This window comes from Burkholderia sp. FL-7-2-10-S1-D7 (assembly GCF_001524185.1).
Classification (GTDB): Bacteria; Pseudomonadota; Gammaproteobacteria; order Burkholderiales; family Burkholderiaceae; genus Burkholderia; species Burkholderia diffusa.
The window spans coordinates 70,602-95,107 of record NZ_LOWY01000008.1 but is presented as its reverse complement, the minus strand read 5'-3'; the positions used below and the strand labels follow the sequence as shown (position 1 = coordinate 95,107).

27 protein-coding genes and 1 pseudogene are annotated in these 24,506 nt (G+C 67.9%); 10 read left to right on the top strand and 18 right to left on the bottom strand.

The genetic code is table 11. The features are described from left to right. On the top strand, positions 1-699 hold the full coding sequence (locus WS75_RS01470) for an RES family NAD+ phosphorylase (protein WP_059678835.1): 699 nt from the start codon (positions 1-3) through the stop codon (positions 697-699). A 64-nt stretch (positions 700-763) separates the two neighbouring features. Here WS75_RS01470 and WS75_RS01465 read toward each other — a convergent pair whose 3' ends face one another. After that, the gene (locus WS75_RS01465) at positions 764-1,489 is read right to left on the bottom strand and encodes a metallophosphoesterase (RefSeq protein ID WP_059678834.1); all 726 of its coding nucleotides are present in this window, start codon (positions 1,487-1,489) and stop codon (positions 764-766) included. Positions 1,490-1,625: 136 nt separating this feature from the next. On the opposite strand from WS75_RS01465, the gene WS75_RS01460 reads away from it, so the two are divergent. Beyond that, positions 1,626-2,279, top strand: coding sequence for a DUF1345 domain-containing protein (locus WS75_RS01460; protein WP_059678833.1), 654 nt, complete (start codon positions 1,626-1,628; stop codon positions 2,277-2,279). A gap of 129 nt (positions 2,280-2,408) precedes the next feature. On the opposite strand, the gene WS75_RS01455 is transcribed toward WS75_RS01460, so the two are convergent. Further along, on the bottom strand, positions 2,409-3,119 hold the full coding sequence (locus WS75_RS01455; protein ID WP_059678832.1) for a class I SAM-dependent methyltransferase: 711 nt from the start codon (positions 3,117-3,119) through the stop codon (positions 2,409-2,411). A 302-nt stretch (positions 3,120-3,421) separates the two neighbouring features. Between WS75_RS01455 and WS75_RS01450 the strand changes: the two genes are divergently transcribed. Next, positions 3,422-5,071 carry a DUF3459 domain-containing protein gene (locus WS75_RS01450; RefSeq protein WP_059678921.1) on the top strand — a complete coding sequence of 550 codons (1,650 nt, stop codon included), beginning with the start codon at positions 3,422-3,424 and terminating at the stop codon, positions 5,069-5,071. Between the two features lie 39 nt (positions 5,072-5,110). On the opposite strand, the gene WS75_RS01445 is transcribed toward WS75_RS01450, so the two are convergent. The 5 genes from WS75_RS01445 to WS75_RS01425 all read right to left on the bottom strand — a co-directional run bounded on the left by WS75_RS01445 (position 5,111) and on the right by WS75_RS01425 (position 9,803). Beyond that, entirely contained in the window at positions 5,111-5,695 is a 585-nt protein-coding gene (locus WS75_RS01445; protein ID WP_059678831.1) for a thiamine phosphate synthase, read from the bottom strand. A 22-nt stretch (positions 5,696-5,717) separates the two neighbouring features. Next, entirely contained in the window at positions 5,718-7,058 is a 1,341-nt protein-coding gene (locus tag WS75_RS01440) for a hemolysin family protein (protein WP_059678830.1), read from the bottom strand. 76 nt (positions 7,059-7,134) lie between these two features. Then, positions 7,135-7,914, bottom strand: a complete 780-nt coding sequence (locus WS75_RS01435) for a sensor histidine kinase (RefSeq protein WP_059678829.1) — start codon at positions 7,912-7,914, stop codon at positions 7,135-7,137. A 67-nt stretch (positions 7,915-7,981) separates the two neighbouring features. Continuing rightward, the gene (locus WS75_RS01430; RefSeq protein ID WP_059678828.1) at positions 7,982-8,905 is read right to left on the bottom strand and encodes a DMT family transporter; all 924 of its coding nucleotides are present in this window, start codon (positions 8,903-8,905) and stop codon (positions 7,982-7,984) included. A gap of 40 nt (positions 8,906-8,945) precedes the next feature. Continuing rightward, positions 8,946-9,803, bottom strand: a complete 858-nt coding sequence (locus tag WS75_RS01425; RefSeq protein ID WP_059678827.1) for a LysR family transcriptional regulator — start codon at positions 9,801-9,803, stop codon at positions 8,946-8,948. A 109-nt stretch (positions 9,804-9,912) separates the two neighbouring features. Between WS75_RS01425 and WS75_RS01420 the strand changes: the two genes are divergently transcribed. The 3 genes from WS75_RS01420 to WS75_RS01410 all read left to right on the top strand — a co-directional run bounded on the left by WS75_RS01420 (position 9,913) and on the right by WS75_RS01410 (position 12,961). Next, positions 9,913-10,296, top strand: coding sequence for a tautomerase family protein (locus tag WS75_RS01420; protein WP_059531531.1), 384 nt, complete (start codon positions 9,913-9,915; stop codon positions 10,294-10,296). Positions 10,297-10,435: 139 nt separating this feature from the next. Next, positions 10,436-12,067, top strand: coding sequence for a CHAD domain-containing protein (locus WS75_RS01415; protein WP_059678826.1), 1,632 nt, complete (start codon positions 10,436-10,438; stop codon positions 12,065-12,067). Between the two features lie 48 nt (positions 12,068-12,115). After that, positions 12,116-12,961 (top strand): TOBE domain-containing protein, encoded by an 846-nt coding sequence (locus WS75_RS01410; protein WP_059678825.1) that lies wholly within the window; start codon positions 12,116-12,118, stop codon positions 12,959-12,961. 173 nt (positions 12,962-13,134) lie between these two features. Here the strand turns inward: WS75_RS01410 and WS75_RS01405 are convergent, their stop codons facing one another. The 4 genes from WS75_RS01405 to WS75_RS01390 form a co-directional block, all read right to left on the bottom strand. Then, positions 13,135-13,836, bottom strand: coding sequence for a sulfate/molybdate ABC transporter ATP-binding protein (locus WS75_RS01405; protein ID WP_059678824.1), 702 nt, complete (start codon positions 13,834-13,836; stop codon positions 13,135-13,137). A gap of 106 nt (positions 13,837-13,942) precedes the next feature. Continuing rightward, on the bottom strand, positions 13,943-14,620 hold the full coding sequence (gene modB / locus WS75_RS01400) for a molybdate ABC transporter permease subunit (RefSeq protein ID WP_059678920.1): 678 nt from the start codon (positions 14,618-14,620) through the stop codon (positions 13,943-13,945). Between the two features lie 10 nt (positions 14,621-14,630). After that, on the bottom strand, positions 14,631-15,428 hold the full coding sequence (gene modA, locus WS75_RS01395) for a molybdate ABC transporter substrate-binding protein (RefSeq protein ID WP_059678823.1): 798 nt from the start codon (positions 15,426-15,428) through the stop codon (positions 14,631-14,633). Between the two features lie 140 nt (positions 15,429-15,568). Further along, positions 15,569-16,264 (bottom strand): phosphatase PAP2 family protein, encoded by a 696-nt coding sequence (locus WS75_RS01390; RefSeq protein WP_059678822.1) that lies wholly within the window; start codon positions 16,262-16,264, stop codon positions 15,569-15,571. 249 nt (positions 16,265-16,513) lie between these two features. Here WS75_RS01390 and WS75_RS01385 point away from each other — a divergent pair, with 249 nt between their 5' ends. Both WS75_RS01385 and WS75_RS31310 read left to right on the top strand, forming a co-directional pair. Further along, positions 16,514-17,623 carry an extracellular catalytic domain type 1 short-chain-length polyhydroxyalkanoate depolymerase gene (locus WS75_RS01385; RefSeq protein WP_059678821.1) on the top strand — a complete coding sequence of 370 codons (1,110 nt, stop codon included), beginning with the start codon at positions 16,514-16,516 and terminating at the stop codon, positions 17,621-17,623. An 81-nt stretch (positions 17,624-17,704) separates the two neighbouring features. Continuing rightward, on the top strand, positions 17,705-17,881 hold the full coding sequence (locus WS75_RS31310) for a DUF3563 family protein (RefSeq protein ID WP_082729461.1): 177 nt from the start codon (positions 17,705-17,707) through the stop codon (positions 17,879-17,881). 108 nt (positions 17,882-17,989) lie between these two features. On the opposite strand, the gene WS75_RS01380 is transcribed toward WS75_RS31310, so the two are convergent. The 5 genes from WS75_RS01380 to WS75_RS01360 form a co-directional block, all read right to left on the bottom strand. Beyond that, positions 17,990-18,409 (bottom strand): organic hydroperoxide resistance protein, encoded by a 420-nt coding sequence (locus WS75_RS01380; RefSeq protein WP_059678820.1) that lies wholly within the window; start codon positions 18,407-18,409, stop codon positions 17,990-17,992. A gap of 154 nt (positions 18,410-18,563) precedes the next feature. Continuing rightward, complete coding sequence (locus WS75_RS01375; RefSeq protein ID WP_059678819.1) at positions 18,564-19,016, bottom strand: MarR family winged helix-turn-helix transcriptional regulator; 453 nt, start codon at positions 19,014-19,016, stop codon at positions 18,564-18,566. Between the two features lie 166 nt (positions 19,017-19,182). Further along, complete coding sequence (locus tag WS75_RS01370; protein ID WP_059678818.1) at positions 19,183-19,992, bottom strand: BPSS1780 family membrane protein; 810 nt, start codon at positions 19,990-19,992, stop codon at positions 19,183-19,185. Beyond that, on the bottom strand, positions 19,983-20,981 hold the full coding sequence (locus tag WS75_RS01365) for a homoserine kinase (RefSeq protein WP_059678817.1): 999 nt from the start codon (positions 20,979-20,981) through the stop codon (positions 19,983-19,985). Before WS75_RS01365 ends, WS75_RS01370 begins: the two co-directional genes overlap by 10 nt. 107 nt (positions 20,982-21,088) lie before the next feature. After that, positions 21,089-21,487 (bottom strand): hypothetical protein, encoded by a 399-nt coding sequence (locus WS75_RS01360; protein ID WP_059678816.1) that lies wholly within the window; start codon positions 21,485-21,487, stop codon positions 21,089-21,091. A 140-nt stretch (positions 21,488-21,627) separates the two neighbouring features. Here WS75_RS01360 and WS75_RS01355 point away from each other — a divergent pair, with 140 nt between their 5' ends. Further along, positions 21,628-23,154, top strand: a complete 1,527-nt coding sequence (locus WS75_RS01355) for an AMP nucleosidase (protein WP_059678919.1) — start codon at positions 21,628-21,630, stop codon at positions 23,152-23,154. Between the two features lie 165 nt (positions 23,155-23,319). Here the strand turns inward: WS75_RS01355 and WS75_RS01350 are convergent, their stop codons facing one another. Next, positions 23,320-23,580: a hypothetical protein gene (locus WS75_RS01350; RefSeq protein ID WP_257129311.1), complete on the bottom strand. Its 261-nt coding sequence runs from the start codon at positions 23,578-23,580 to the stop codon at positions 23,320-23,322. Positions 23,581-23,622: 42 nt separating this feature from the next. Between WS75_RS01350 and WS75_RS34365 the strand changes: the two are divergent. Beyond that, positions 23,623-23,813, top strand: a pseudogene (locus tag WS75_RS34365) (phage portal protein); the annotation flags it as partial. A gap of 131 nt (positions 23,814-23,944) precedes the next feature. Here WS75_RS34365 and WS75_RS33215 read toward each other — a convergent pair. Continuing rightward, a complete protein-coding gene (locus WS75_RS33215; protein WP_156429684.1) occupies positions 23,945-24,250 on the bottom strand; it encodes a hypothetical protein in 306 nt (101 codons plus the stop codon). Between the last annotated feature and the right edge of the window lie 256 nt (positions 24,251-24,506).

The window sequence follows — 24,506 nt, the reverse complement described above, 5'->3', positions numbered from 1 at the left end:
ATGCCGCTCGAAGCAGTACGGCACTGGCCCACGACCGCTGTCGACTGGGCACCTGCCTATCGCGTGATTCCCACTCGTTTTCCGGCCATCAACCTGTTCGACCGCGTGGCGGACGCCGAGGATTTCGACGCGCTCTATGCGCTCGAATCGCTGACCAACGACCGCATCCGCAACGAAGTCGGCACGCTCGACCTCGTGCCGCCGGCCGAGCGTCGCTACGGCCCGGGCTGGGGGCCCATCATGGCCGCGTTCACGCACCTGAATCCGCAGGGCAGCCGCTTTTCCGACGGCAGCTACGGCGTGTTCTACTGCGGACGGTCGCGCGATACGGCGATCGCCGAGACGCGCTATCACAGCGGGCTGTTCCTGGCCGCGACGAAGGAGGCGCCGATGCGCCAGCAGATGCGGCTGTACACGGTGTACGCGCAGGGCGACGTCGCCGACGTGCGCACGTGGCCGCAGCGCAGCCCGGGGCTGCTCGATCCGCTCGACTACAGCGCCGGGCAGGCGCTCGGCCGCGCGGTGCGCAATGCGGGCGGCGCGGGGATCGTCTATCCGTCGGTGCGCGACCCGCGCGGCGAGTGTCTCGCGGCGTTCCGCACGACGTTGCTGCGCGACTGTCATCACGCGGCGTATCTCGAATACAACTGGAACGGTTCCGCGATCGATGCGGTGTTCGAACTGAACCAGGTCGGCTAGCCAGCGCGGTGGGCCCGCCATGAACGCCGCCGGCCCCGAGGCCCTGCATTGGCGTGAACCGGCCTTAAGGCAGCGGCAGGTCGCCCGCATGACGTGCGCGCGCGTCGGCCTGGGTGAGCGACCACGTCTCGCCCGTGCGCGGCTCGACGATCGTCAGGCGTCCGGACGGTGCGAACGCGCCGGTGTCGATGAACCATTGCGCGCCGATGCGCTGCGGCGCGCGCACGGGTGTGTGGCCGGTGCAGGTCAGCGACAGGCCGGCCTGCCGGGCCGGGTCGGCGAGCCCCTGCACCAGGTCGCGCCCCCAGATCAGCCGCTCGCGCACGTCGGGCGAATAGCTGCCCGCGTCGAGTTCGGCGTCCGAACCGAAGAATTCCGCATGCAGCACGTTGAAGCGCGCGGGGCCGTCGCCGATCACGCGCACGAGCGGCAGCGCGTCGACGCGTGCCGCATGCGCGTGCAGCCGTTCCGGCGGAAGATCGGCGCCCCAGTCGCCGCCGATTCCACGCCACGCGTCGGGCGACAGCTTGCCGCGCGACACGAGGCTCAGCACTTCTTCGTGATTGCCGCGCACCACGTGGCACCACGGGCGGTCGAGCAGCTCGAGCGCGGTTTCGGACGCGGGGCCGCGATCGACGAGATCGCCGACCGAGAACAGCCTGTCGCGAGCCGGGTCGAAGCCGATGTCGTGCAGCAGCGCGCGCAGCACATCCACGCAACCGTGCAGATCGCCGACGACGAAGTCGCGGCCGGCCGCGTTCGCGGGATGATGGCAGAGGACGGGAGTCATTCCGATATCTTAGGCGCTCACGCCCATCGCCACGTCATGCAGGAATGGCGATAATCGGGGCGGTACCGTTCGGCACGGCGCAGCGCACCGTTCGCACGCCGGCCGAACCCTTTCCATCCGCTTTCGGAATCGTACGATGACGCTTTATCCGCAGGTGTTACGCAATCGGCCGCGCATGGTCGTCGCCTTCGCCGTCGGCGTGCTGTGCGCGGTGCTGCTGCCGTTGCAGTTGAGGCCGACCGCGCGTGCGCTGATCGGCTGGGATTGCACGATCTGGATGTATCTCGTGCTGATGTGGGTACGCATGGTCACCGCGCATCATCACCAGGTGCGCGAGATCGCGATCCGCGAGGACGAGAGCGCGACGACCGTGCTGACGGTCATCTGCATCGCGACGGTCGCGAGCGTCGCTGCGATCGCGATCGAACTCGCCACCGCGAAGAACGTGGGCTTTCGCGCCGGGCTCGGCCATTACGCGGTCACGGGCGCGACGCTGTTCGGCGCATGGTTCCTGATTCCGACGATCTTCACGCTGCACTATGCGCGGCTCTATTACGGCTCGCCGAGCGGCGATCGCGCACTGCGGTTCCCCGACCGCAACCCCGAGCCCGATTACTGGGATTTCCTGTATTTCGCGTTTACGATCGCGGTCGCGTCGCAGACGGCCGACGTGTCGCTCGCGAACCGTTCCGCTCGGCGCGCGGTGCTCGCGCAGTCCATCCTGTCGTTCTACTTCAACATGGCCGTGCTCGGGCTGTCGATCAACGTCGCGGCCGGGTTGTTGAGCTGACGCGGGTGACTCGAGCCGTTCGTAAGGACTGCCACGCTCGAGCGTGAGGCGGTCGGCGGCGCGCGCCTGGATCACTTCGAGAAAGCGCGCGATTGCCGTGTGCGTGCCGCCTCGCGCCGTTTTTCGTCGTCACGCGCCGCGTCGCATCGCGATCCACGCGCCCCAGAACAGGCTCGAGAAAAAGCGCAGCGGCGCATCGAAGCCCGCATCGTGCAGCAACGCGAACACGGCTTCCTCGGCAGCCGGCGGATCGGCGCCCTGCAGGATTTTCGCCAGCTGCGCACGCACTGCGTCGGGCGTCGCGCCCTTCATCCGCCAGCGCTGCTGCCACGCGTCGAGCAGGCGAGGGTGGTCCGCGTAGCGGCGATAGTTGCCCGCGATCACGAGCGGTGCGCCGGGCTTCAGGCGCCGCGCGATCGCGTCCAGCAGCGCGGCCTTCGCCGCGTCGCCGGGGACGTGATGCAGCACGCCGATCAGCGTCGCGCCGTCGAAGGCCGGCGCATCGGGCAGCGCATCGACGCCGGCCTCGACGAATTGCGTGCGTGCGGCGAAACCCGCCGCTTCGACGTTGGCACGCGCGAGCGCGAGCATCGGCGCGGACGGATCGACGGCCGTGAACTGCCAGCCGGGTTCCAGCGCCGCGGGTATGCAGATTTCCTGCCCGGTGCCGCCTGCTCCCACGACGAGGAGCCGCGCCTGCGGCACACCGATCGCCGACGCGAGCATGCACGCGGCGAGCTCGTGGCACGCGTCGTAGCCGGCGAGCGCGATGCGGGATTGTTCGGCGTATTCGTGCGCGCGTGCCGGATCGAACTTCGCGGCGCTGGAGGGGAGCGACATGGCGGATTCCTCGGGTTCGGGCGCGGACGGGGTGCCCACGCGCATCGCACGGAGCGTAAGCGCGGGTCGGCCGCGCAACAAGGCGAGCAGACATTCCGGTATGCGGACTACCCGACTCGGCGCGCCCTATGCGCGACTATTGACGGGGTCGATTCGCATTTAAAAATGCGAGGAATCGATGCGTCGCGGCCGTGAAACCGGCGCATACTTTTCTTCCCCCCTGCCTGGCCGTCGCATGCCGGGCCCCGATGCGCCGCGCCGACCGCGCGGCCATGCCGCTCGGCACGCACGAGGAGCGCATGATGTCAGATTGTCCGCACGATCCGTATGCGCAGCACTACATTCACTGCCTGCCGTTCGGCGCGCAGCCCTGCGGCGCGTTCGGCACGTCGCCGCGCACGCATTTCCGCGTATGGGCACCGGGCAGCACGCATGTTCAGCTCGAACTCGATACCGGTATGGGCCCGACGCTCGTCCCGATGACGGCGGCCGGTCCGCACTGGTTCGAGGCGTTCGTCGAATGCGGTGCGGGCGCGCGTTACCGTTATCGGCTCGACGACGTCGCGTCGATTCCGGATCCCGCATCGCGTTCGCAACCCGACGGGCTCAACGGCCCGAGCGAGGTCGTCGATCCGCGCGCGTTCACGTGGCGTAACACGTTCTGGCGCGGACGTCCGTGGGAAGGCATTGCGCTGTACGCGATTCGTCCGCACGCGGTCGGCGGCTTCGAGGGCGTGCGCCGCCGGTTGCCTCAGCTTGCCCGTCTCGGCGTGACCGCGCTGGAGTTGCTCGCGTCGCCGCACGACAGCCTGCCATTCGCGCCGCTCGCGGCGGAGGGCGGCCCCGACGCACTGAAGGCGCTGATCGACGATGCGCACGGCTACGGTCTCGCGGTGCTACTGGAACTCGATTACGCGCGCTTCGGCAGCGGCACCGACGCGCTGCGTCATTACGCGACACCGTTCTTTCATACGCGCGACGATCCGCTGCAGGTACCGCCGCTCGCGCTCGATCATCCGGAGGTTTGCGACTTCTTCTGCGACAACGCGCTGTACTGGATCGACGAATACCGTTGCGACGGCTTGCGGCTGCGCGAGGCCGACCGGATCGGCACGTCGTGGCTGCGGGAGATCGCCGATCGCGTGCGCGCGGCCGTGCCGGCCGACCGGATGATCCACCTCGTGCTCGGCAGCGAGCGTCACCCGGTGCATCTGGCCGATACGCATTTCGACGCGCAGTGGAACGGTTGCGGAGAACGCGCGCTGCATCGGCTGACGGGGCGCGACGTATCGGCGCACGAGGGGATTTCGCCTCACCAGTCGATCCACACGCTCGCTCGCGCGCTGACCGCGGCAGGCGCGGCATTCCAGCCGGCCACGGCGGGCGACGGTCCATGCGCCGAAGGGTTGTCGCTCACGTCGCTGGTGCTGTCCGACGGCGCATGGCGCGAAAGCGAGCATGGCGACCACGAGGAAACTCCCGGCCTCGCGGCGCTCGCGCTATCGCTGCTCACGCCGCAGATCCCGCTGATCTTCGACGAAACCGCGCGCGATGTCGATCGTGCGCATTTCGTGCAGTCGGCGCTCGCGGTGCGCGCGAAGCTGATTGCGCCGCGGCTGTCCGATTGCCGGCCGCAGGACGCGCATGCGCTGAAGGCGAGCGGTGACGGGGATGCCGATGCGCTGCTTGCATCATGGCGGCTCGCCGATGACGAGACGCTGACCATCGCATTGAACCTGTCGCCCGACGCGGTGCCGTTCGATGCGCCGAGCGGGCAGGTCGTGTTCGAGACGCCGGCACGCGCACGCGACCGGGTCGATGAAGGGGAGTTGCCGCCGTATTCGCTCGTCGCATGGCTGACGGGCGACGTCAACCGGTACGCGCTGACGCACGACGTGCGCAGGATCGACGACAGCGTACGACACGCAATGCGTCCCGTTCCGGGCGCATGATGCCTGCGGACGGCCGGATGCTGGCGCACCCGGCCGCAGTTACCAGAAGCTGCGAATGCCCGCGACGCCGTACGCGCCGTGGCGGCGCGCTTCGTCGAGATGCGCGCGTGTCATGCCGCCGAGCGCATAGACCGGCATCGCGGCCTGCGCGGCCAACGCGGCGAATCGCTTCCAGCCGAGCGTCGGCGCGCCGGGATGGCTAAGTGTTGGCAATACGGGCGACAGCGTGACGAAATCCACGCCCGCGCGCGCGGCCAGCACGAGATCGTCGGCCGCGTGGCAAGCGGCCGACATGCGGCGCGCGGCCGGCAGCGGCCGTTGCGCGACGGCGCGCAGCGCGGCGCCGTCGAGGTGCCAGCCCGCGCCGTCGAGTTGCATCACGCCCGCAACATCGATCGGCCCGTTGAGCATGAGTTGCGCGCCGGCCGCGTCGCAGCGCGCGAGCGCATCGGCGGCCAGCCGCGCGAACGCGTCTGCATCGAACGACTTCACGCGCAACTGCACGAGCGTCTCGCCGCGCGCCAGCACGGCCGACAGCCTGTCGAGGAATGCGTGGCAATCGGCGGCCGACGCGGACGCCGGCTCTGGCGTGATCACGTAGCAGCGCGGCAACGTCGGGCTCATCGCGCGCGGCGAGCGGCGACCGTCATTCGTCGGCCTCCTTCGCGATCTTCGGGTAGACGCGTACCAGCACGATGCGCGGCCCGTTCATCTTCTTCACGACGACGTCGAAGCGATCGAACGACACGCGCTGCCCTTCGGTCGGCAAATCGTTGAGCGCCTGGATTACGAGGCCGCCGACCGATTCCGCGCGCCCTTCGTCGATGTCGATGCCGAGCGCCTGCTCGAGCGACACGACGGGCAGGCTACCCTTGCCCATCAGCGTGCCGTCGTCGAGGCGGCTCCAGTCCGCATCGCCCTGGCGGAACTCGTCGTGGATTTGGCCGACCAGCGCGCCGAGCAGGTTGTCGAGCGTCAGGAAGCCGATCGGCTTCTCGCCCTTGTTGCCGACCAACGCGAAGTGCGGCGCGCCCTTGCGGAAGCGGCGGAACAGGTCGAGCGCCGGCGTGTCGGGCTTCACGTACTGCACCGGGCGCACGTAGTCGGAAAGGTCCTCGAGCGCCGCCCCGGCATGACGCGCGAGCAGCAGGTCCTTCAGGTGGATCAGCCCGCTCACCTCTTCGCGCGACGCATCCTCGAACAGCGGATAACGGCTGAAGCGGTGCCGCGCGACGATCCCCATGTTGTCGGGCAGCGGCAGGTCGCGGCGCAGGCCGACCATTTCATGCGCCGGCCGCATCAGGTCCGATACCGTCATCGACGAGAAATCGAGCGAATGCGCGAGCGTGTTCCACTCGTCGTTGGAGTAGGTGCCGCGGGCCGGCTGAGCCGCGTTGCCCGCGCTGCGGCGGCTGCGCAGGATCAGCTTCAGCTCGTCGGTCGAGTAGTGCGCATCGCCGCCGTGGTCGGCCGACAACCCCGCGAGCTTCAGCACCGCATTCGCGCTGCTGTTGAGCACCCAGATCGCCGGATACATCGCCCAGTAGAACGCGTAGAGCGGCAGCGCGACCCACAGGCCGACCTTTTCCGACTGGCGGATCGCCATCGATTTCGGTGCGAGCTCGCCGACCACGATGTGTAGGAACGAGATCAGCGAAAACGCGAACACGAGCGAGATCAGGTGCACGATGCGTTCGGACTGCACGCCGATCAGGTCGAGCAGCGGGCCGATCAGTTGCGCGAACGCCGGCTCGCCGACCCAGCCGAGGCCGAGCGACGCGAGCGTGATGCCGAGCTGGCAGGCGGACAGATAGGCGTCGAGCCGGCCGTGCACGATGGCGAGAATGCGCCCGCGCAGGCCGTGCTTGCGGGCAAGTGTCTTGACGCGCGTCGCGCGCAGTTTGACGAGGCCGAATTCGGCTGCGACGAAAAACCCGTTCAGGGCCACCAGGAACAACGCGCCGATGAGCGCGAAGATCTGTAACAAAGAATCGCTCCAGTCATGAAAGGCCCATCAGTATAGGGCCTGAAAGTGAAATGTAATGATTCGGGCTGCCGATCGCTTACACCGGCGCCTCGCAGGGAACGCAGAGCGAGAGGGTGGCGGCGGAATTGTCGGCGAACGGGGTGTGGGTGAAGGTGCCGCCGTGCGCGAGCGCGACACGCTGACACAGCGCGAGCGTCCCGGCGACGCGCTTCGCGTCGCGCGCGCGCAGCATCTCGTGGCGGGCGAACGGTTCGAATGCGTGCGGCAGCGCGGGATCGGCGAGCGCGTCGGCGTTCACGTCGCAGGTGACGTGCGCGACGCACAGCGCGCCGTCGCGCGTGCATGTGAAGGTCACGCGACTACCGGCGGCGCTGGCTTCGACGGCCGTCGTCAGCATCGTCCAGAACGCCTGCGCGATGCGTTCGCGATCGGCAGTCAGCGACGATTCGCCGTCGGGCAGCGTCGCGTCGATGGTCACCCGCCGCGCGTCGGCCAGCGCGAAGCGCACCAGTGCAAGCGTATCGTCGAGCAGCGGGCGCAGCGCGAACGGCTCCACCGCGATCGCGAGTGTGCGCGTTGCGGCGCGCGGCGCGTCGAGCACGTCGTCGATCAGCGCGACCTGCTGGTCGATCCCTGCGCGGATGCCAGCGAGCGCGCGTTGCAGGTTCGGGTCGGCACCGGCGAGCTGGCGCTCGAGCACGTACGCCCAGCTGTGCATCGCGTTCAGCGGGCTGCGTAGGTCGTGCGATGCGGTGGACAGCGCCTGGTCGCGCAGGAACAGCGCGGCTTCGGCGGCATAGTGCGCTGCGCGTTCGCGCAGGAGGTCGGCGGCGGGATCGACGGAATTGGACGTCACGGAGCTGGCCTGTCGGAAGCGGTTGGCATGAAAAACACGCGAACCGCCATTATAGGGATCGTGCGTGTCACGCCGGCAGCGCGTCCTCGTCCTTTTTCCGGGCGTCGCCGTTCGGCAGCAACTGGCAGGCGAGCAGGCCGGCCAGCATCAGCGCGCAGCCGACCAGCGCGCGCAGCGTCAGCGTCTCGCCGAGCGCGGCCCAGCCCGCGATGGCCGCGAACACGCCTTCCATGCTGAAGATCACGGCCGCGTGCGCGGGCGCCGCATCGCGCTGCGCGACGACCTGAAGCGTATAGCCGACGCCGACCGACAGTAGCCCGCCGTACAGCAGCGTCGGCAGCGCGCTGCGCAGCATCGCGACGCTGACCGGCTCGATCACGAGGCCGGCCGCGAGGCACAGCGCGCCGCACGTGACGAACTGCAGGAACGCGAGCACGAGCGGATCGTGCCGCGTCGCGAAATGGCCGACGGCCATCACGTGCGCGGCGATGACCACGGCGCCCGCGAGCTGGAACCAGTCGCCGTAGAGCACCGAGAAATGCTCGTCGATGCTGAGGAAGTACAGGCCGATCGCCGCGAGCAGCGCGCCGAACCACGTGCCGGCGCCGATCCGGTGGCGAGCGAACACACCCATCAGCGGCACGATCACGACGTACAGCGAGCTGATGAAGCCCGCGTTCGCGACCCGTGTGTACTGCAGGCCGAACTGCTGCAGCGAGATCGATACGGCGAGCAGCCCGCCGAGCGCGAGGCCCGGCCCGAGCAGCGCCGGCTCGCGCCGAATCGCCGCGAGCTGCGCGCGCGAGCCCGCGTTGAGCGTCAGCAGCGGGATCAACACCAGTGCGCCGAGCAGGAAGCGCAGCCCCGTAAACAGAAACGGCCCGATCACGTCGAGGCTCAGGCGTTGCGCGACGAACGCCGAGCCCCAGATCGCGGCGGCGGCGAGCATCAGCAGGTTGGCACGGAGGTGCTTGCGGGCTTCTGGCTTCATCGGAATTCTTCGGAAGATTGCGAACGGCGGGCCGATCAGTTTACGCCGAGATTGCAAGGCTGTCGGAAAACCTTCGGAGGGCGGCCGCCGCGCGGGCGTCGCGCACGCGCGAATACAGCACGACTTGCGAGTGCGGCAGCGGTGGCAAGCCGAATTTCGCGCCGACGTCGACCAGCGTGCGCGGCGCGACGCGCCGCGCCAGCGGACAGACCGCGAGCCCGGCCGCGGCCGCCGCCGCGACCGCTGCGACGCCGCCGCCCGTAAAGCGCTCGCGCCACGGCCGTCCAGCATGCTCGAGCGCGCGCAGCGCGGCGGCCCGCACGCCGCACGGCCCGGCCAGCACCGCGAGCGGCAGCGGCTCGCCGGCGCGCGGCGTCCAGTCGGGCGCGGCGAGCCACGCGAGCGGTTCGGTAAACAGCAGCGTGCCGTCGTCGCGCGGAGGATCCTCGCCGGGTTCGTGCCGCACGATCGCCGCGTCGAGCCGCCGTTCGTCGTATTGCGCGATCAGGCTCGCCGACGTGCCCAGATGCATTTCCAGCGACAGCCCGGGATCCTGCCGGTGCAGGCTCGTCAGCACGGCCGGCAGGTCGGGCACCGCAACGTGCTCGCTGACGCCGAGCGACAGGCGGTGCGTGCCGGCCGAAATCGCACCGAGCGCCTGATCGTGCGCGTCGAGCAGCGCGCGTGCGGCGGGCAGGAAGTTCTCGCCGTCAGCGGCCAGCTTGACGACGCGCGGCGTGCGCGCGAGCAGCGGCTTGCCGAGGTGCGCTTCGAGCCGTTTCAGCTTCAGGCTGACGGCCGATTGCGTGGTGCCGAGCGCGTCGGCCGCGCGCGTGAAGCTCGCGAGATCGGCGACCAGCACGAACGCGCGCACTGCATCGAGGTCGAGGACTTTCATTTCAAATGTAAATGAATGAAATATAGATTGATGACTGTTAATTATAGTAAGGCGCGCCTAACCTGACGTGGCGTTTCCATTTTTCAACGTCACCGAAAGGAGCAGGACCATGCCGTTCACCCGTATCGCAGTGCGCGAAGGCAAACCGGCCGCCTACCGTGCGGCGCTCGTCGACGGCGTGCATCGCGCGCTGATGCACACGTTCAACGTGCCCGAAGACGACATCTTCATGGTCGTGACCGAGCATTCGGCCGAGAACTTCGTATTCGGCCGCCACTACCTCGACATCGAACGCAGCGACGATCTCGTGATGATCCAGATCACGGCGAACAACACGCGCACGCTCGAGCAGAAGCAGGCGCTGTACCGGACCATCGCCGAAAACCTCGCGCGACAGCCCGGCGTGCGGCCGCAGGACGTATTCATCAGTCTGGTCGAAGTGCTGAAGGAGGACTGGTCGTTCGGCAACGGCATCGCGCAATACGTCGTCTGATACGTCGTTTGATGCGCGACAGGCGCGACAGGGCCAGATCGTTTCCCGCGCGTTTTTGCGGCGTGTACTATGGAAGCTGCTTCACGGGTGACGCCGGCGCGGACGATGCGCCGGCGATTCTTCATGTGCAGGAGCCTCCATGTCGCGCGTGCTGGAAATCGTGTTGTGCCTGTCGCTGGAAGGTTGGCCGGTCAAGACGGGAAGCCGGGCCCGTGGCGCGCAGCGCGACTTCGGTGCCGAACTCGTCCGTGCGTGGCGGATCTGCCCGCAGGTGCGAATGCGGCGCGGCCAGGAGCGCGTGACGATCGAGCCGTGCCAGGTCGAGGAAGCCGAGCCGAACCCCGGCGAGTGCTGGTGGACGTGGATCGAGTCGAACGCGCAGGGGCGGCGGGTCGTCGCGTCGCGCACCAAGGCATTCGCGCCCGGCGTCGTGGAGCGTGAGTTGTTCGATGCCGAGCATGCGGGCATCGTCGTGGCCACGCCGGTGTCGGCGCCGATCGCCGATTCGGAATCCGCGGCGGCCACGGGCGAGGGCGATAGCGTGACGGCTGGCGCCGTCGACGAAGCGGCGGTCGCCGCATCGTCGGCGCCCGCACCGCCGCGGCTCGTCAGCGAGCGGCGGCGCGGGCGCTGGGCGGACGACACCGGCGTGGTGGTCGAGATGACGCTCGACGATGTCACGCTGCACGGCGGCACCGAGCCGCCGCGCCGTCATGTCGAACTGCGCCTCGCGGCCCCCGACTGGGAAACCGCCGCCGCACGCACGGCGGCGCTGCGCGCGCTGTTTGCCGCCGTGCGCGAGCTCAGCGGCGCATGGCCCGCGTTCGTGCAGCTGACCAGCGTGATCGATCGCGCGTGCGCGGGCGAGCCTGCCGTCGCGGGGCCGGTCAAGGCGCAACCCGTCGACCTGACCGGCATCCGCACGCAGCGGGCAGCGCTGTTCGCGCTGTCGGGTGACATCGCCGCGCAATGGCTCGGCAACGAGGGCGGCGTGCTCCACCGCGACGATCCCGAATTCGTGCACCAGATGCGCGTCGCGCTGCGGCGGCTGCGTACGCTGATGCGCTTCTTCCCGCGTTTCGCGGACGATCAATGGCAGGACACGTTCGGCGTCGACTTGCGCTGGCTTGCGGCCCTGCTCGGCACGGTGCGCGACTGGGACGTGTTCTCGACCGAGAGCCTGCCCGCGCTGATCGCGGCCGACGGCGGCAGCGCGGACTGGGACGGCACGCTCGACGCCGCGCGCGTGCAGGCGATGGCCGCGCGCGTCGAACTGCGCCAGGCGCTGCATTCGGCGCGCTATGCGCGACTGACGCTCGGGTGGCTCGAGTGGCTGAGCGGGCTCGCGCTGCCGCCGACCGATGCCGACGACGACGCACCGTCGCTGCGGCGTCACGCGACCAAGCGCGTGCGGCGGCTGTTCGGTCAGCTGTATGCAACGCCGTCGCTCACGTCGCTCGACACGGCCGCGCGGCATCAGGTGCGGATCGACGCGAAGCGGCTGCGTTACGCGCTCGAATTCTTCGCGTCGCTGGCCTCGCGCCGCACGCGCAACGAAACGGTCAAGACGCTCGCGCGCGTGCAGAGCGTGCTTGGCGAGGCGAACGACACGATCGTCGCGCTGCATCATCTCGAGCAACTGGCGGCGCCCGCTTACCAGCTGGGTTTCGTGCGCGGCTACGGTGCCGCGCTCGAGCAACGCGCGGCGAGGGAGGCCGAGACGCTGCTCGCGAGCCTGCGCCCGCCGAAGCTGAATGGCAAGCCGCGTTGAGCGGCGCGCGCTCACTATAATGGCCACCCGTTTTCTTCAGAAAGACCGATGAGCGACGCGTCGCCTCCTTCCTCTTCTGCCGGACCGCTCGAGCTGGGCGGCGAACTGTGGCTGCGCGCGGGCGAGCAGACGCTCGGCGGCGCCACCCGCATCGCGCTACTCGCGGCGATCGGCGACACCGGGTCGATCACGCGCGCGGCGAAGGCCGTCGGCCTCAGCTACAAGGCCGCGTGGGATGCGATCGATACGATGAACAACCTGGCCGGCGAGCCGCTCGTGACGCGCTCGACGGGCGGCAAGGGCGGCGGCGGCACGACGCTGACGCCGCGCGCGACGTCGCTGATTGCCGCGTTCCGCACGATCGAGCGCGAGCATCGCCGCTTCATCGACGCCGCGAGCGCGGCGGTGTCCGGTTTCGACGTCGACTGGGCACTGATCGGCCGGATCGGGATGAAAACGAGCGCGCGCAACCAGTTGTTCGGCAAGGTCGAGGCGATCGTGCGCGGCACGGTGAACGACGAGGTGACGCTCGTGCTGCCCGGCGGGCAGGTGATCGTCGCGGTGCTGACGCACGAAAGCGCCGATGCGCTGGGCCTGCGGCCGGGCGCGGATGCGTGCGCGCTCGTGAAGGCGTCGTGGGTCGTGCTGGCCGTCGACGACGAAGGCGGAGCCGAAGCGTTTCTGAAGGTATCCGCGCGCAACCAGTTGCACGGGACGGTCGAAGCCGTCGCGGCGGGCGCGGTGAACAGCGAGGTGACGCTGGCGCTCGACGGCGGCGGGACGCTCACGGCCGTGGTCACGAACGACAGCGTCAGGGCATTGCAACTCGCCGCCGGCCAGCGTGCGATCGCGCTGTTCAAGGCATCGAGCGTGATTCTCGCGGTGACGGGCTGATCGCGCGCGACGGCGGTGTGAGCCGTTTCCGGCGATGACCGTGGGTGGGCGAGGCGAAACCGGCGCCGCCCAACGTACGCGAGGCGCCGGCTTCGATCCCGTTTTCAGCTTGTGCCGCCAGTGCGGCTTCTCTCAGGTCAAATGTGGCCGCTTGGGCCACCGCCTTCGCGCGATCAGGTGACGCGCGTCGGCCACTCGGCGTGCGGCACGGCGGCCTGCACGCGTCCTTCGCTCAATTGCACGACCTGGTCGCCGAATGCGGCGACGTCGTCGGGGTCGTGCGTGATGAGCACCATCGGGATATCGAGCCGCGCCTGCAGTTCGGCGAGCTCGTGGCGCATGCGCTGCCGCATCGCGCCGTCGAGCGCCGCGAACGGTTCGTCGAGCAGCAGGATGCGCGGCTGCGCGACCAGTGCGCGGGCAAGCGCGACGCGCTGCTTCTGTCCGCCCGACAACTGCGACGGGAATTGCCCGGCGAGCGTGTCGAGTTCGAACGCATGCAGCCAGTACGCGACTTCGGGCGGCACGGCCTTCGCACGCGGATTGCGCAGGCCCGACGTGAGCCCGAACGCGATGTTCTGGCGCACGTTCAGGTGCGGAAACAGCGCATAGTCCTGAAACAGGTAGGCGACGCGGCGCGCACGGGTCGGCACGTCGATGCCGCGCGCGGAATCGAACAGCGGTTCGCCATTCAGCGCGATCGTGCCTTCGTCGGGCGACAACAGGCCGGCGATCGCCTGCAGCGTCATGCTCTTGCCCGCGCCGGACGGCCCGAACAGCACGACGCGCTGCGTGGCGGCCGCGAACGACACGTCGAGCGTGAAGCGGCGCTCCGCAGTCACGTAGGTCTTGCGGATGTCGACGGCAACGCTCATGCCGGTCTCCGTCGTGCCGCGCCGCGCGTGCGGGAAGCCGATCGCGCGGCGGGAAGGCGTTTTGCCGCGACCCGTGAGGCGCGGCGGTACGAATGCGGCACGCGCGTCATGTCAGCTGGCTCCGCCCGGCGCGCGACGGCACGAGCCAGCCGGTCGCGAGCAGCACGAGCACGCAGGTGATCGACGTCACCAGCACGAGGAAGTTGGCCGTGCTGTCGTCGCCGGCCTGCACCGCCGCATAGATCGCGACCGAAAGCGTCTGCGTGCGGCCGGGCAGGTTGCCGGCGATCATCAGCGTCGCGCCGAATTCGCCGAGCGCGCGCGCGAAGGCGAGCAGCGCACCGGCCAGGATGCCGCGCGTGGCGAGCGGCAGCGTCACGCGGAAGAACACCGCGGCTTCGCCGAGCCCGAGCGTGCGTGCCGCGCGCTCGAGATGCGGATCGACGCTTTCGAACGCCGTGCGCGCCGATTTGAGGATCAGCGGGAACGCGACGACCATCGATGCGATCACCGCGCCCTGCCACGTGAAGACGAGTTGGATGCCGAGCTTGTCGAGCCATGCGCCGAACACGCCGCGTCGGCCGAGCAGCACGAGCAGGTAATAGCCGAGCACCGTCGGCGGCAACACGAGCGGCAGCGTCAGCAGCGAATCGACCACGTCGCGCATCGGCGAGCGCCAGCGCGCGAGCAGGAAGGCGGCGGCGACGCCGAGCACGACGTCGAGCGCGGTCGCCCAGCCGGCGACCTTCAGCGACAACAGCAGCGGTACCCAGGCGTCCTGCATCATGCTGCGCTCACTTGCCCGCGGGCTTGAAGCCGAACGTGGCCAGTACGGCCTGGCCTTGCGGCGACGCGACGAAGTCGATGAACGACTGCGCCTGTGCGGCATGGCGGCTGTCCTTGACCACCGCGATCGGATAGGTGATGGCCGTCTGCGTCGGCACGGTCAGCACCACCTTCACGCGGCCCGGCATGATTGCCGCGTCGGTGCCGAATACGAAGCCCGCGTCGACTTCGCCGCGGGCGACGTAATCGAGGCTCTGGCGCACGTTGGCGGCCAGCACGCCCTTGGCGCTGACGGCGTCCCATACGCCTGCCGCACGCAGCGCGCCTTCCGTGTAGCGGCCGACCGGCACCGACGCCGGGTCGCCGTACGCGATACGCTTCACGCCGGGCGCCGTCAGGTCGTTCAGCGACGTCGGCGCGGCCGCGTGGCTGTCGGCCGGCACGATCAGCACGAGCGAGTTCGCCGCGAAATCGCGGCGCGTACCCGGCACGATGACCTTTTCGCTGACCGCACGATCCATCGCCTTCTGGTCGGCCGATGCGAACACGTCGGCCGGCGCACCCTTGGCGATCTGCTGCATCAGCACGTCAGACGCGCCAAAGTTGAACAGCACCTTGGTGTCCGGATGCTGCTTCTGATAGGCATCGCCGACGGCCTTGAACGCATTCGTCAGGCTTGCCGCCGCCGACACGACCAGCTCGTCGGCAGCGGAAGCCGGCCCGCTGAACGAGATGGCCGCGGCAACCGCGGCGAGCGGCAGCAGGCGGAGCAGGGTGCGGCGAAGCGGGCGGACGGTTGAGCGCATGGACTGATCGTTCGAATGGAATGGTTGGAACCGTAATCGTAATATAGGGCGGGTTATAACGCTCGACATACCGTTCATGCGACGGCGCGCATGAAATCTTCAGGCCTGAACGGCGGCGGGAATGACGGGCGCGCGGCCCGTTACGCGTGCAGCAACGGCGGCGATCCGGTGCGGTGCAGCGACGACGGCTGATAGGCCGGCCGGTAGTTGGGATTGGCTTTCCATCGGGCACGGACGAACGGCCGCTCGTGCCCCGACAGTTCCAGCGCAACCCTGGTGACCCAGCGGTGCGACGGCACCGTGATGCCGTGCAGCGCGACGGTGACGAGCGCGAGGCTCACGACGACCGCCGGCACCGACCAGCGGTGCGGCACCGCGTGCCACGACCCGGCGATGAATGCCAGCGCGGCGATCGCACCGACGATGCAGCCGGTGATCGATTCGGACGGCGAATGCGCGTCGAGCGCGACGCGCGACACGCCGACCGCGATGCCGGCCGCGAGCCCGAGCGCGATGCCGGCGATCCGCACCGTCGTGCGCGTGCGGATCAGCGCGAGGAAGATCGCGACGGGATAGACCGACGTCGACAGCATCGCGTGGCCGCTGAATCCCGTGAAGTCCCATGCGCGGATGCCGACGCCCCAGCCGAGGAATGCGATCTTGGTGAGCGCGACGACCCCGATCGCGACGGCGAGCACGCCGAGCCACGCGGCCGCGCGCTGCCACGAGTAGCCGAGCGCGAGCCACACGGCGATCGTGATCGCGAGCGGCAAGGTCAGCCCGGCGCCACCGAACGCGGTGATCGTGATCCACAGGTGAGAGGGCAGGTCGAACATCGGGAGAGAAACGAGCAGAGGCGGGACGAATGCTTAAATCAACGCGCGAGCCGGAAAGAACGACTACAACGGATACAAGCGGTTAAACCCCAGTATAGCGCCGCGTATGCTCGAGGCCCGTTTTTTGCGCCCCGGGGGAACTATCCGCGAGCAGGAAAAATCCCATAAACAATGCTATGGTGCATTGCACAAAGTCGAACGATCCACCGAGTGTTGTATCCCTATTTTTCCTGACTGCGAGCCCGATCGATGACCAAAAGTCTGACGAAGGTATGGCTGGGCGGCATGAAACGTATGCTGTCTCCGGCCGCCAAACGAGCGGCACGTGATGCACAGCGTATCGCGCGCGATACGCTCGAGGCCGCCGCGTCGCCCGCCGCAACCGATCTGTCCCCGCCGCGTGAGTCGCGCGTGCGGCCGCGCGCGGCTGCATGGGCGGCCGGCGAGTGGACGCGCGGCGAGCATCCGATGGCGCCCGCGCTTGGCCGCCTGGTCCAGCAGCTCGCCTACGGGCTGTACGTTCCGCCTGGCCGCCGGCGCGGTGCGATGCCGCTCGTGGTGATGCTGCACGGCTGCCAGCAATCGGTCGACGAGTTCGCGCAGGGCACCCGGATGAACCTGCTGGCCGACAAGTATGGCTTCGCGGTGCTGTACCCGGAGCAGTCGCTGCGCGCGCACGCGCACGGCTGCTGGCACTGGTACGAAGACACCGACCGCGCGGGCCGCGGCGAGGCGGACGCGGCCGCGTCGCTCGTCGACGCCCTCGTCGACGAGCACGGCTTCGACGCATCGCGCGTCTACGTCGCCGGGCTGTCGGCCGGCGCGGGCCTGGCGGCACTGCTCGCGCTGCACCACCCGGATCGCTTCGCGGCTGTGGCACTGCACTCGGGCCCCGCGCTCGGCGAGGCGAATTCCGGGATCAGCGCGATGGACGTGATGCGGCGCGGCCTGCGGCAGAACCCGGCCGCGGTGGTCGACACGCTGGTTGATGCGGGGGCGTATCCGGGCATGCCCGTGTTGATCGTGCAGGGCGACCGGGACCATGTCGTCGCGCCGAAGAATGCCGACCAGTTGATGGTGCAGTTCATGCGCCTGAACGGGCTCGCGGACAGCCGCGGCGCACTGCGCGGCGGCGAGCGTGTGGAAACGCGCGAGGCTGGCGCGCAGATCACCGACGTGCGTCGCGACGGCGAGTCGATCGTGCGGCTCTGTCACGTGAAAGGGCTCGATCATGCGTGGGCGGGCGGCGACGAAGCGGTGCCGTTTCATGCGGCGGTCGGTCCCGATGCGAGCGCGATGATATGGTCATTTTTCGAAGAGAATCGGCGGATTGTGGCGACCGAACGACGCACCGTCTGATCGACGCTGGCCAAAGACTAGGGTTTTCCCTATAATTCGGGAAAACCCTAGTCAAAGAACCTTTGGATTGCGAGATCGACCATGTACCTGCTGAGCCACCTCTTCCTGATGCTGACCAAAAACGCTGAAAAGGCCGCGCAAGAGCCCGCCGATGCGTACCTGGCCGAAGCAACCGACATCTACGATCTCGAATTCCGCATGCGCAAGATCGATCGCGAAGCGGCGATGAACCGTCCGTTCTCGTTCGGCTCGCGTTAAGCAGCGCAGCGCGGGCCGGCTCACTCGCCGGCCCGGCGAATCACGCAAGAGGGCGTGTGTGGCAAGCAGCCACACACGCCCTTTTTGCATTCGGCGCCGCGCGTTGCGTCAGATGACCGTCAGGCGCACCGGCACGTTGTTGCGGGTCGCGTTCGAGTACGGGCACACGTGGTGCGCCTTGTCGACCAGCGCCTGTGCGTCGGCCTTGTCGAACCCCGGCAGCGACACGCGCAGTTCGATGTCGAGCCCGAAGCCGCCGGCGTCGTTCGGGCCGATGCCCACTTCCGCGGTCACTTGCGTGTCGGCCGGCAGCGCCTGCTTGTTCTGGCCGGCGACGAACTTCATCGCGCTCAGGAAACAAGCCGAGTAACCTGCTGCAAACAGCTGCTCCGGATTCGTACCTTCCGCGCCCGTACCGCCGAGCTCGCGCGGCGCGGCCAACTTCACTTCCAGCTTGTTGTCGGCCGATACCGCACGGCCGTCGCGGCCGCCCGTGCTCGTGGCGCTGGTCTTGTACAGAATGTTCATGGTGCAGCTCCTGTCGAAAGAATGGTGGGAAGCGGTCCGGTCGGACGGGGTGTCGCCGGCCACGGAAGAAGTATAGAACACAAATGATTTGTGTGCAAATGAAATTTGAAGAAAAAGCCCGGCGGTGCCGGGCCTGTTTGAGACCGACGTGCCGTCAGCCTTCGTTGGCGGCCGACAGTGCATTGCGCAATTGCTGGAGATCCGCGCGCAGCCTGACCAGGAACTCGGGCGTTTGCTGCATCGCGCAAAAAAGATCGGCGGGCACCGAGCGCGCCTTGAGCTTCAGCGCTCGGCCTTCCGGCGTCACGCGCACGTTCACGACGCGCTCGTCGGTCGCACTGCGCACGCGTTCGACATAGCCGAGCGCCTCGAGCCGCTTCAGCAGCGGCGTGACGGTGGCCGGGTCGAGGTCGAGGCGGGCAGCGATATCCTTCACCGCGATATCGTCACGTTCCCACAGCACGAGCATCGCCAGATATTGGGGATAGGTCAGCGACAGTTTGTCGAGCAGCAGCTTGTACGCCTTCGTCATTGCATGCGAAGTCGAATAGAGCGCGAAGCACAGTTGCTCGTCGAGCGTCTGGGGCAGCGGGGGCAGGCGGTCCATGATTCGGGTGGCGCGGCGGACGCGCTAATGATTTGCATGCAAATCATTTTGCGCTCAACAGATTCGATTGAACAGGGGGCAGCGCGAAGGTTGGGGCGGCCGGCGGCGTGCGCCGGCCGAGTCTGCATCAACGGCCCGACTCAACGGCCCAACTTAACGGCCCAACTTAACGGCCCGACGTGGGCGTTGCGGCCCCCGGTTCCTGCACGCCGAAGCAGCCGCGATAGGTCGCGTAGAACGAGCAGTACATCATCGTCACGATGATGATCGTCACCGGCATCATGATCGTCAGCACGTAAGCACCGGCGCCGAGCGCCTGCAGCAGCAGCGACAGGCCGAACGACGTGCCGAGCGCAACGGCGAACCACAGCAGCCCGTACACCACGAATGCGCCGCGATTGCGCCAGCAACTGACGATGCTGAAGAACAGCGCCTTGGCGGGCGGGATGTCGTGCCACGCGGTGAGCACCGGCGCGAACCAGAACAACATCGCGACCGGCGCGTAGAGCAGCGTCGCCAGCAGCAGGGCGCCGAGCGTGCCTTGCGCGGCAAGCGCTTCCGGCGTCGGACTCGTTTCGCTCGTCGCGCCCAGCATCATGGTGAGCAGCCCGCCGCCGTCCACGACGGACGACGCGGCGAACACCAGCACCATCAGCGCGACGTAGACCACGCCGAGCACGAGCAGCCGCTGCGTCGTCACGGTGCCGTACGAGCGAAAGCCGTCGACGAGGATCGTCGGCATCACCGGCTTGCCGGCCACCGTGTCGCGGCACGCGGCCATGAAGCCGACGGCGACGCCGGGGATGAACAGCAGCGGCAGCGCCGCGCCGATGACAGGCACCATCGACACCAGCGTGATCGCCAGCAGGTACGTGAAAAACAGCGTGATGAACGCGAGCGGGTTCCGGCGGAACAGCCAGATGCCTTGACGGAACCAGACATAGCCCGCTTTCGCGGGTACTTCGATCAGTTGCATGCGGTATGGGTCTCGGGAAGCGCGGGCGTATGGGCGATACGTTCACGCAGGATGCGTTCGAAATGACCGGGGTCGTGCGGTTTGAGCATTTCGGCCGCGCGCGGCAGGTAGAAGTCGTACAGGCGCGATACCCAGAAGCGGTACGCGCCCGCGCGCAGCATGTTGCTCCAGTGGCGGCGCTCCTCGGCCGTGAACGGCCGGACCGTCTGGTACGCGCGCAGCAGCGCGTCCGCGCGCGCGACGTCGAGCACGCCCGTCGCGAGGTCGACGCACCAGTCGTTGACGGTCACCGCGACGTCGAACAGCCATTTGTCGCAGCCCGCGAAATAGAAATCGAAGAAGCCGCCGAGCCGGACGTCATGACCGGTGCCGGGCGCCGCGTGCGCGAACAGCACGTTGTCGCGGAACAGGTCGCAATGGCACGGGCCGCTCGGCAGCGCCGCGTAGTCGTCCGACGAGAAGAACGCGGCCTGGTGCGCGAGTTCGTCCTCGAGCAGCGTGCGCTGCGCGTCGGAAATGAACGGCACGATCGCCGGCACGTTCTCCTGCCACCACGGCAGGCTGCGCAGGTTCGGCTGGTGGCGCGCATAGTCGCGCCCCGCGAGGTGCAGGCGCGCGAGCATCTGCCCGACCTCGATGCAGTGTTCGACCCCCGGTGCGAGTTCGGCGGCGCCCTCGAGCTTCGTGACGATCGCCGCCGGCTTGCCGTGCAGCTCGCCGAACAGCGCGCCGTCGTCGCGCGGGACCGGATCCGGCACCGGCACGCCGTGGCTGGCCAGATGGCGCATCAGGTCCAGGTAGAACGGCAGTTGTTCCCCCGTCAGCTTTTCGAAGATCGTCAGGACGTATTCGCCGCGCGTCGTCGTCAGGAAGAAGTTGCTGTTTTCGATGCCGGACGGAATGCCGCGGAACGCCAGCACGTCGCCCAGTTCGTAGTGGCGCATCCATTGCGCGAGATCGGAGTCGGAAACAGCGGTGAAAACGGCCATGCGAGATGCGTCTGGTCAGTTGTCGGCACGCGCGCGGCGTGCGGCGCGACAGGAGGTGAAGGGAAAGCCGGCGCGCCGCGTCGGGATCGACGCGGCGCGGCAGGAAATCAGTAGCGGAGGTTGACCGACGGCAGGCGCGTGATCGGGACGCCCGCGTCATGCGGCTTCGGCGAGGTGTCGAGGGTCGAGCTCATCTGGTAGCGCGTGCCGAAGTTCGACTTCACGTCGATCTCGACCGGCTTGCCGCGATCGCGATACTCGGTGACCTCGGTGCCGTTCTTGCTCTTTTCGTGGAAGCTCGGCGTGCGACGAATGTCGGCGAAGTCGACTTTCGACGTGACTTCGGCGCCGGGCCGGTTGATCTTGCGGAGATCGGGCAGGCCGGCGGCTTCGTTGGCCTCGGCCCGGGCCTGCGCGTCGGCGTCGGGCGTGCCGCCGGCGGCGTGGGCGGCGGCAAACGTGCCAGCGAGCACGGCGGCAGCGGCGACGAGAATGAGCGGCTTCATGATGAGTCTCCAGTGAACCTTCGGATTTTAGCAAATACTGCGCGCGGCCCGGCCCTCGCGTTTAAGCGGCGTGCGAGCGGGCGGCCATGAGCGTGACCGGGTTCCGTGGTAATGTCGTTCGATCAGACGAGGTGATGAAAATGAAGAACGATTTGAGCCGCCGGCATCGGATGCTGACGCCCGAGAGCCCGCCCGTCGAAGCATTCGACGATTCCGTTGCCGCCGTCGCGCGGCTGTCGGCCATCTACGACACCAATACCGGCTTCCTGCGCGACGCCTTCGCGCGTTATCGCCGCCATGAATCGATCACCGAGCACGTGCGCGCGTGCTATCCGTTCGTGCGGATTCGCACCGAAGTCAACACGCACGTCGATTCGCGCCGCTCGTACGGGTTCGTCGCGGGCCCCGGCGTGTTCGAGACGACCGTCACGCGTCCCGACCTGTTCGCGAACTACTATCGCGAGCAACTGCGCCTGCTGTCGAAGAACCATCATGTGAAGATCGAGATCGGCGTGTCGTCGCAGCCGATTCCGGTTCACTTCGCGTTTCCCGAAGGCATCCATCTCGAAGGCGAGCTCGACCGCGACCGCCTGCTCGCGATGCGCGACATCTTCGACACGCCCGACCTGTCGTACCTCGACGACCGCATCGTCAACGGCACGTTCGAGCCGGCACCCGGCGAGCCGCATCCGCTCGCGCTGTTTACCGCGGCGCGCGTCGACTTCTCGCTGCACCGGCTGCGTCACTACACGGCGACGTCGCCCACGCACTTCCAGAATTACGTGCTCTACACGAACTACCAGTTCTATATCGACGAATTCGTGAAGCTCGGCCGCACGCTGATGACGGAAAGCACCGATCCCGACGTGCGCGCGTACCGCAGCCAGTACAGTTCGTTTGTCGAGCCGGGCGACGTCATCACGTACAACGCGAACCTCGGCAGCGAGCCGGCCGAGGGCGCCGCGCCGCCGCGGCTGCCGCAGATGCCCGCGTATCACCTGAAGCGCGCGGACGGCAGCGGGATCACGATGGTCAACATCGGTGTCGGTCCGTCGAACGCGAAGACGATCACCGATCACATCGCGGTGCTGCGTCCTCATGCCTGGGTGATGCTCGGTCACTGCGCGGGCCTGCGCAACACGCAGCGCCTCGGCGACTACGTGCTCGCGCACGGTTACGTGCGCGAGGATCACGTGCTGGATGCGGACCTGCCGCTGTGGGTGCCGATTCCGGCGCTCGCCGAAGTACAGCTCGCGCTCGAACGCGGCGTGGCCGAGGTCACGCGTCTCGAAGGTGCCGAACTGAAGCGCGTGATGCGCACGGGCACGGTCGCGAGCGTCGACAACCGCAACTGGGAACTGCGCGATCACCGCGAGCCCGTGCAGCGGCTGTCGCAGAGCCGCGCGATCGCGCTCGACATGGAAAGTGCGACGATCGCCGCCAACGGTTTCCGTTTCCGCGTGCCGTACGGCACGCTGCTGTGCGTATCGGACAAGCCGCTGCATGGCGAGCTGAAGCTGCCGGGCATGGCCGACACGTTCTATCGCGGTCAGGTCGACCAGCATCTGCAGATCGGCGTGAAGGCGATGGAGATTCTGCGCACGAACGGGCTCGACAAGCTCCATAGCCGCAAACTTCGGAGCTTCGCGGAAGTGGCGTTTCAGTAACAAGCCCCTGCGGTATAAGGCTCCCCGGATGATTCGGGGAGCCCTCGTGTCTAACATGGGCGTCGGCGTCCAACTTGGACGCGTCAATGGAACGGGTTGAACGCGTTCTACTTCACGCGATTTCGTGTAGTGTGCCGTCATGCTTTCGGTCGTGTGGCCGGCCAGTTATTGCGCTGCCGCGGCCCCCCGCCGCCGCTTCAGATCGGTCAGCGCTTTCGCCCGCAGGTCGTGGAAGTGCATGCCGATCAGGTATAGCGGATTCGGGGTGATTCCCCTTTCTTCGCAGTCTTTCTCGTAGGCCAATCGTGCGCGCTGACAGGCGCGTTTCCACCCTGAGTACGCGCCGATATCGGTGAAGCGGCCACCGGCATGCGTGCATGTCACTGGCCCGATGGCGGTGATCTTGCCGCCGCGCGCTCGATCCAATGTTTCTCTCAGGTCGGGGGCATCTCGATCAACAGGCGGACGCACCGCGTGCCGCCGCAACCGATGGGGATCATCCCGTCGAACGCGGGCGGGTTCGGTAACGTGGAGAAGGTGGCCGGGGGGTATTCAATGGCCTCGAGATCGAGCCGCTGAAGGCGCGGCTCCGTGAGCTGAACGACTGGATCGGGATCGAGGTTGTGCGCTTCCGCCAATATGTGCCGCCGACGCAGTGACGGGACCGCCGGTTGCCGACAGTACCGGCTACTTCGCCGGCCGGTCAGGCTCGGCGGTCGTTTCGTTGACGGGGTAGGGCAGCAGTGCGCGACCAATGGTCGGCGCGCGTCGCGTTCATCCTCAGCCGGGGTCACTTTCTCTGGGGACGTGCGGACCCTCGCGAGGCAGGCGTCGAACCAACATCAGTGTCGCGACGTCGAGCGGTCCAATACTGCAGCTTCGAAATCTCGATGAGCAGATCATCAGAGCGATCCCGGAGATCCAGATAGTTGTAGCGATCGGCCGTATCACGAATCGACTCGAGTCGCGCCTGCCAATATGCGGGATCGCGGATCGACGCCCCAAGCGGAAACTCGTCGCGGTTTTGCGAAAGGGTTTGTAGGGCATTTTCTACATGCACCAGATCTCGTTCAATCCCAGCGTAACGATCGTCCATACCGACCCCCGCAAGCGTATTGTCACAATACAGCGGCCCCGGCTGCTCTGGTCCATCAGATTCAGTGAGAGGTAAAAAGAGAGCCGCGCCCCGTACCCCCTCCGGCACACGGCCCAACACGGGAACCAATTGCTCCCGCGAGCCAACTACGCAACCCTGCGGCTCGGGCAGTTCAAAATTCTGCGCGCGCCAATCGTCGATTTCAGAATGATGTGTCGCTGGTGCGCAATGTCGGCACATGAAGCAAGGTGTTGGA

Bases quoted from the DNA above. Each gene is read 5' to 3' on its own strand.
- WS75_RS01360 (WP_059678816.1), bottom strand. From the start codon at position 21,487: ATGAAGCCGCTCATTCTCGTCGCCGCTGCCGCCGTGCTCGCTGGCACG.
- WS75_RS01375 (WP_059678819.1), bottom strand. From the start codon at position 19,016: ATGGACCGCCTGCCCCCGCTGCCCCAGACGCTCGACGAGCAACTGTGC.
- WS75_RS31310 (WP_082729461.1), top strand. From the start codon at position 17,705: ATGTACCTGCTGAGCCACCTCTTCCTGATGCTGACCAAAAACGCTGAA.
- WS75_RS01460 (WP_059678833.1), top strand. From the start codon at position 1,626: ATGACGCTTTATCCGCAGGTGTTACGCAATCGGCCGCGCATGGTCGTC.
- WS75_RS01425 (WP_059678827.1), bottom strand. From the start codon at position 9,803: ATGAAAGTCCTCGACCTCGATGCAGTGCGCGCGTTCGTGCTGGTCGCC.
- WS75_RS01370 (WP_059678818.1), bottom strand. From the start codon at position 19,992: ATGCAACTGATCGAAGTACCCGCGAAAGCGGGCTATGTCTGGTTCCGT.
- modA (WP_059678823.1), bottom strand. From the start codon at position 15,428: ATGCGCTCAACCGTCCGCCCGCTTCGCCGCACCCTGCTCCGCCTGCTG.
- WS75_RS01450 (WP_059678921.1), top strand. From the start codon at position 3,422: ATGTCAGATTGTCCGCACGATCCGTATGCGCAGCACTACATTCACTGC.
- WS75_RS01405 (WP_059678824.1), bottom strand. From the start codon at position 13,836: ATGAGCGTTGCCGTCGACATCCGCAAGACCTACGTGACTGCGGAGCGC.
- WS75_RS01430 (WP_059678828.1), bottom strand. From the start codon at position 8,905: ATGAAGCCAGAAGCCCGCAAGCACCTCCGTGCCAACCTGCTGATGCTC.
- WS75_RS01465 (WP_059678834.1), bottom strand. From the start codon at position 1,489: ATGACTCCCGTCCTCTGCCATCATCCCGCGAACGCGGCCGGCCGCGAC.
- WS75_RS01445 (WP_059678831.1), bottom strand. From the start codon at position 5,695: ATGAGCCCGACGTTGCCGCGCTGCTACGTGATCACGCCAGAGCCGGCG.
- WS75_RS01420 (WP_059531531.1), top strand. From the start codon at position 9,913: ATGCCGTTCACCCGTATCGCAGTGCGCGAAGGCAAACCGGCCGCCTAC.
- WS75_RS01415 (WP_059678826.1), top strand. From the start codon at position 10,436: ATGTCGCGCGTGCTGGAAATCGTGTTGTGCCTGTCGCTGGAAGGTTGG.
- WS75_RS01355 (WP_059678919.1), top strand. From the start codon at position 21,628: ATGAAGAACGATTTGAGCCGCCGGCATCGGATGCTGACGCCCGAGAGC.
- WS75_RS01410 (WP_059678825.1), top strand. From the start codon at position 12,116: ATGAGCGACGCGTCGCCTCCTTCCTCTTCTGCCGGACCGCTCGAGCTG.
- WS75_RS01455 (WP_059678832.1), bottom strand. From the start codon at position 3,119: ATGTCGCTCCCCTCCAGCGCCGCGAAGTTCGATCCGGCACGCGCGCAC.
- WS75_RS01390 (WP_059678822.1), bottom strand. From the start codon at position 16,264: ATGTTCGACCTGCCCTCTCACCTGTGGATCACGATCACCGCGTTCGGT.
- WS75_RS01385 (WP_059678821.1), top strand. From the start codon at position 16,514: ATGACCAAAAGTCTGACGAAGGTATGGCTGGGCGGCATGAAACGTATG.
- modB (WP_059678920.1), bottom strand. From the start codon at position 14,620: ATGCAGGACGCCTGGGTACCGCTGCTGTTGTCGCTGAAGGTCGCCGGC.
- WS75_RS01470 (WP_059678835.1), top strand. From the start codon at position 1: ATGCCGCTCGAAGCAGTACGGCACTGGCCCACGACCGCTGTCGACTGG.
- WS75_RS33215 (WP_156429684.1), bottom strand. From the start codon at position 24,250: ATGGACGATCGTTACGCTGGGATTGAACGAGATCTGGTGCATGTAGAA.
- WS75_RS01365 (WP_059678817.1), bottom strand. From the start codon at position 20,981: ATGGCCGTTTTCACCGCTGTTTCCGACTCCGATCTCGCGCAATGGATG.
- WS75_RS01380 (WP_059678820.1), bottom strand. From the start codon at position 18,409: ATGAACATTCTGTACAAGACCAGCGCCACGAGCACGGGCGGCCGCGAC.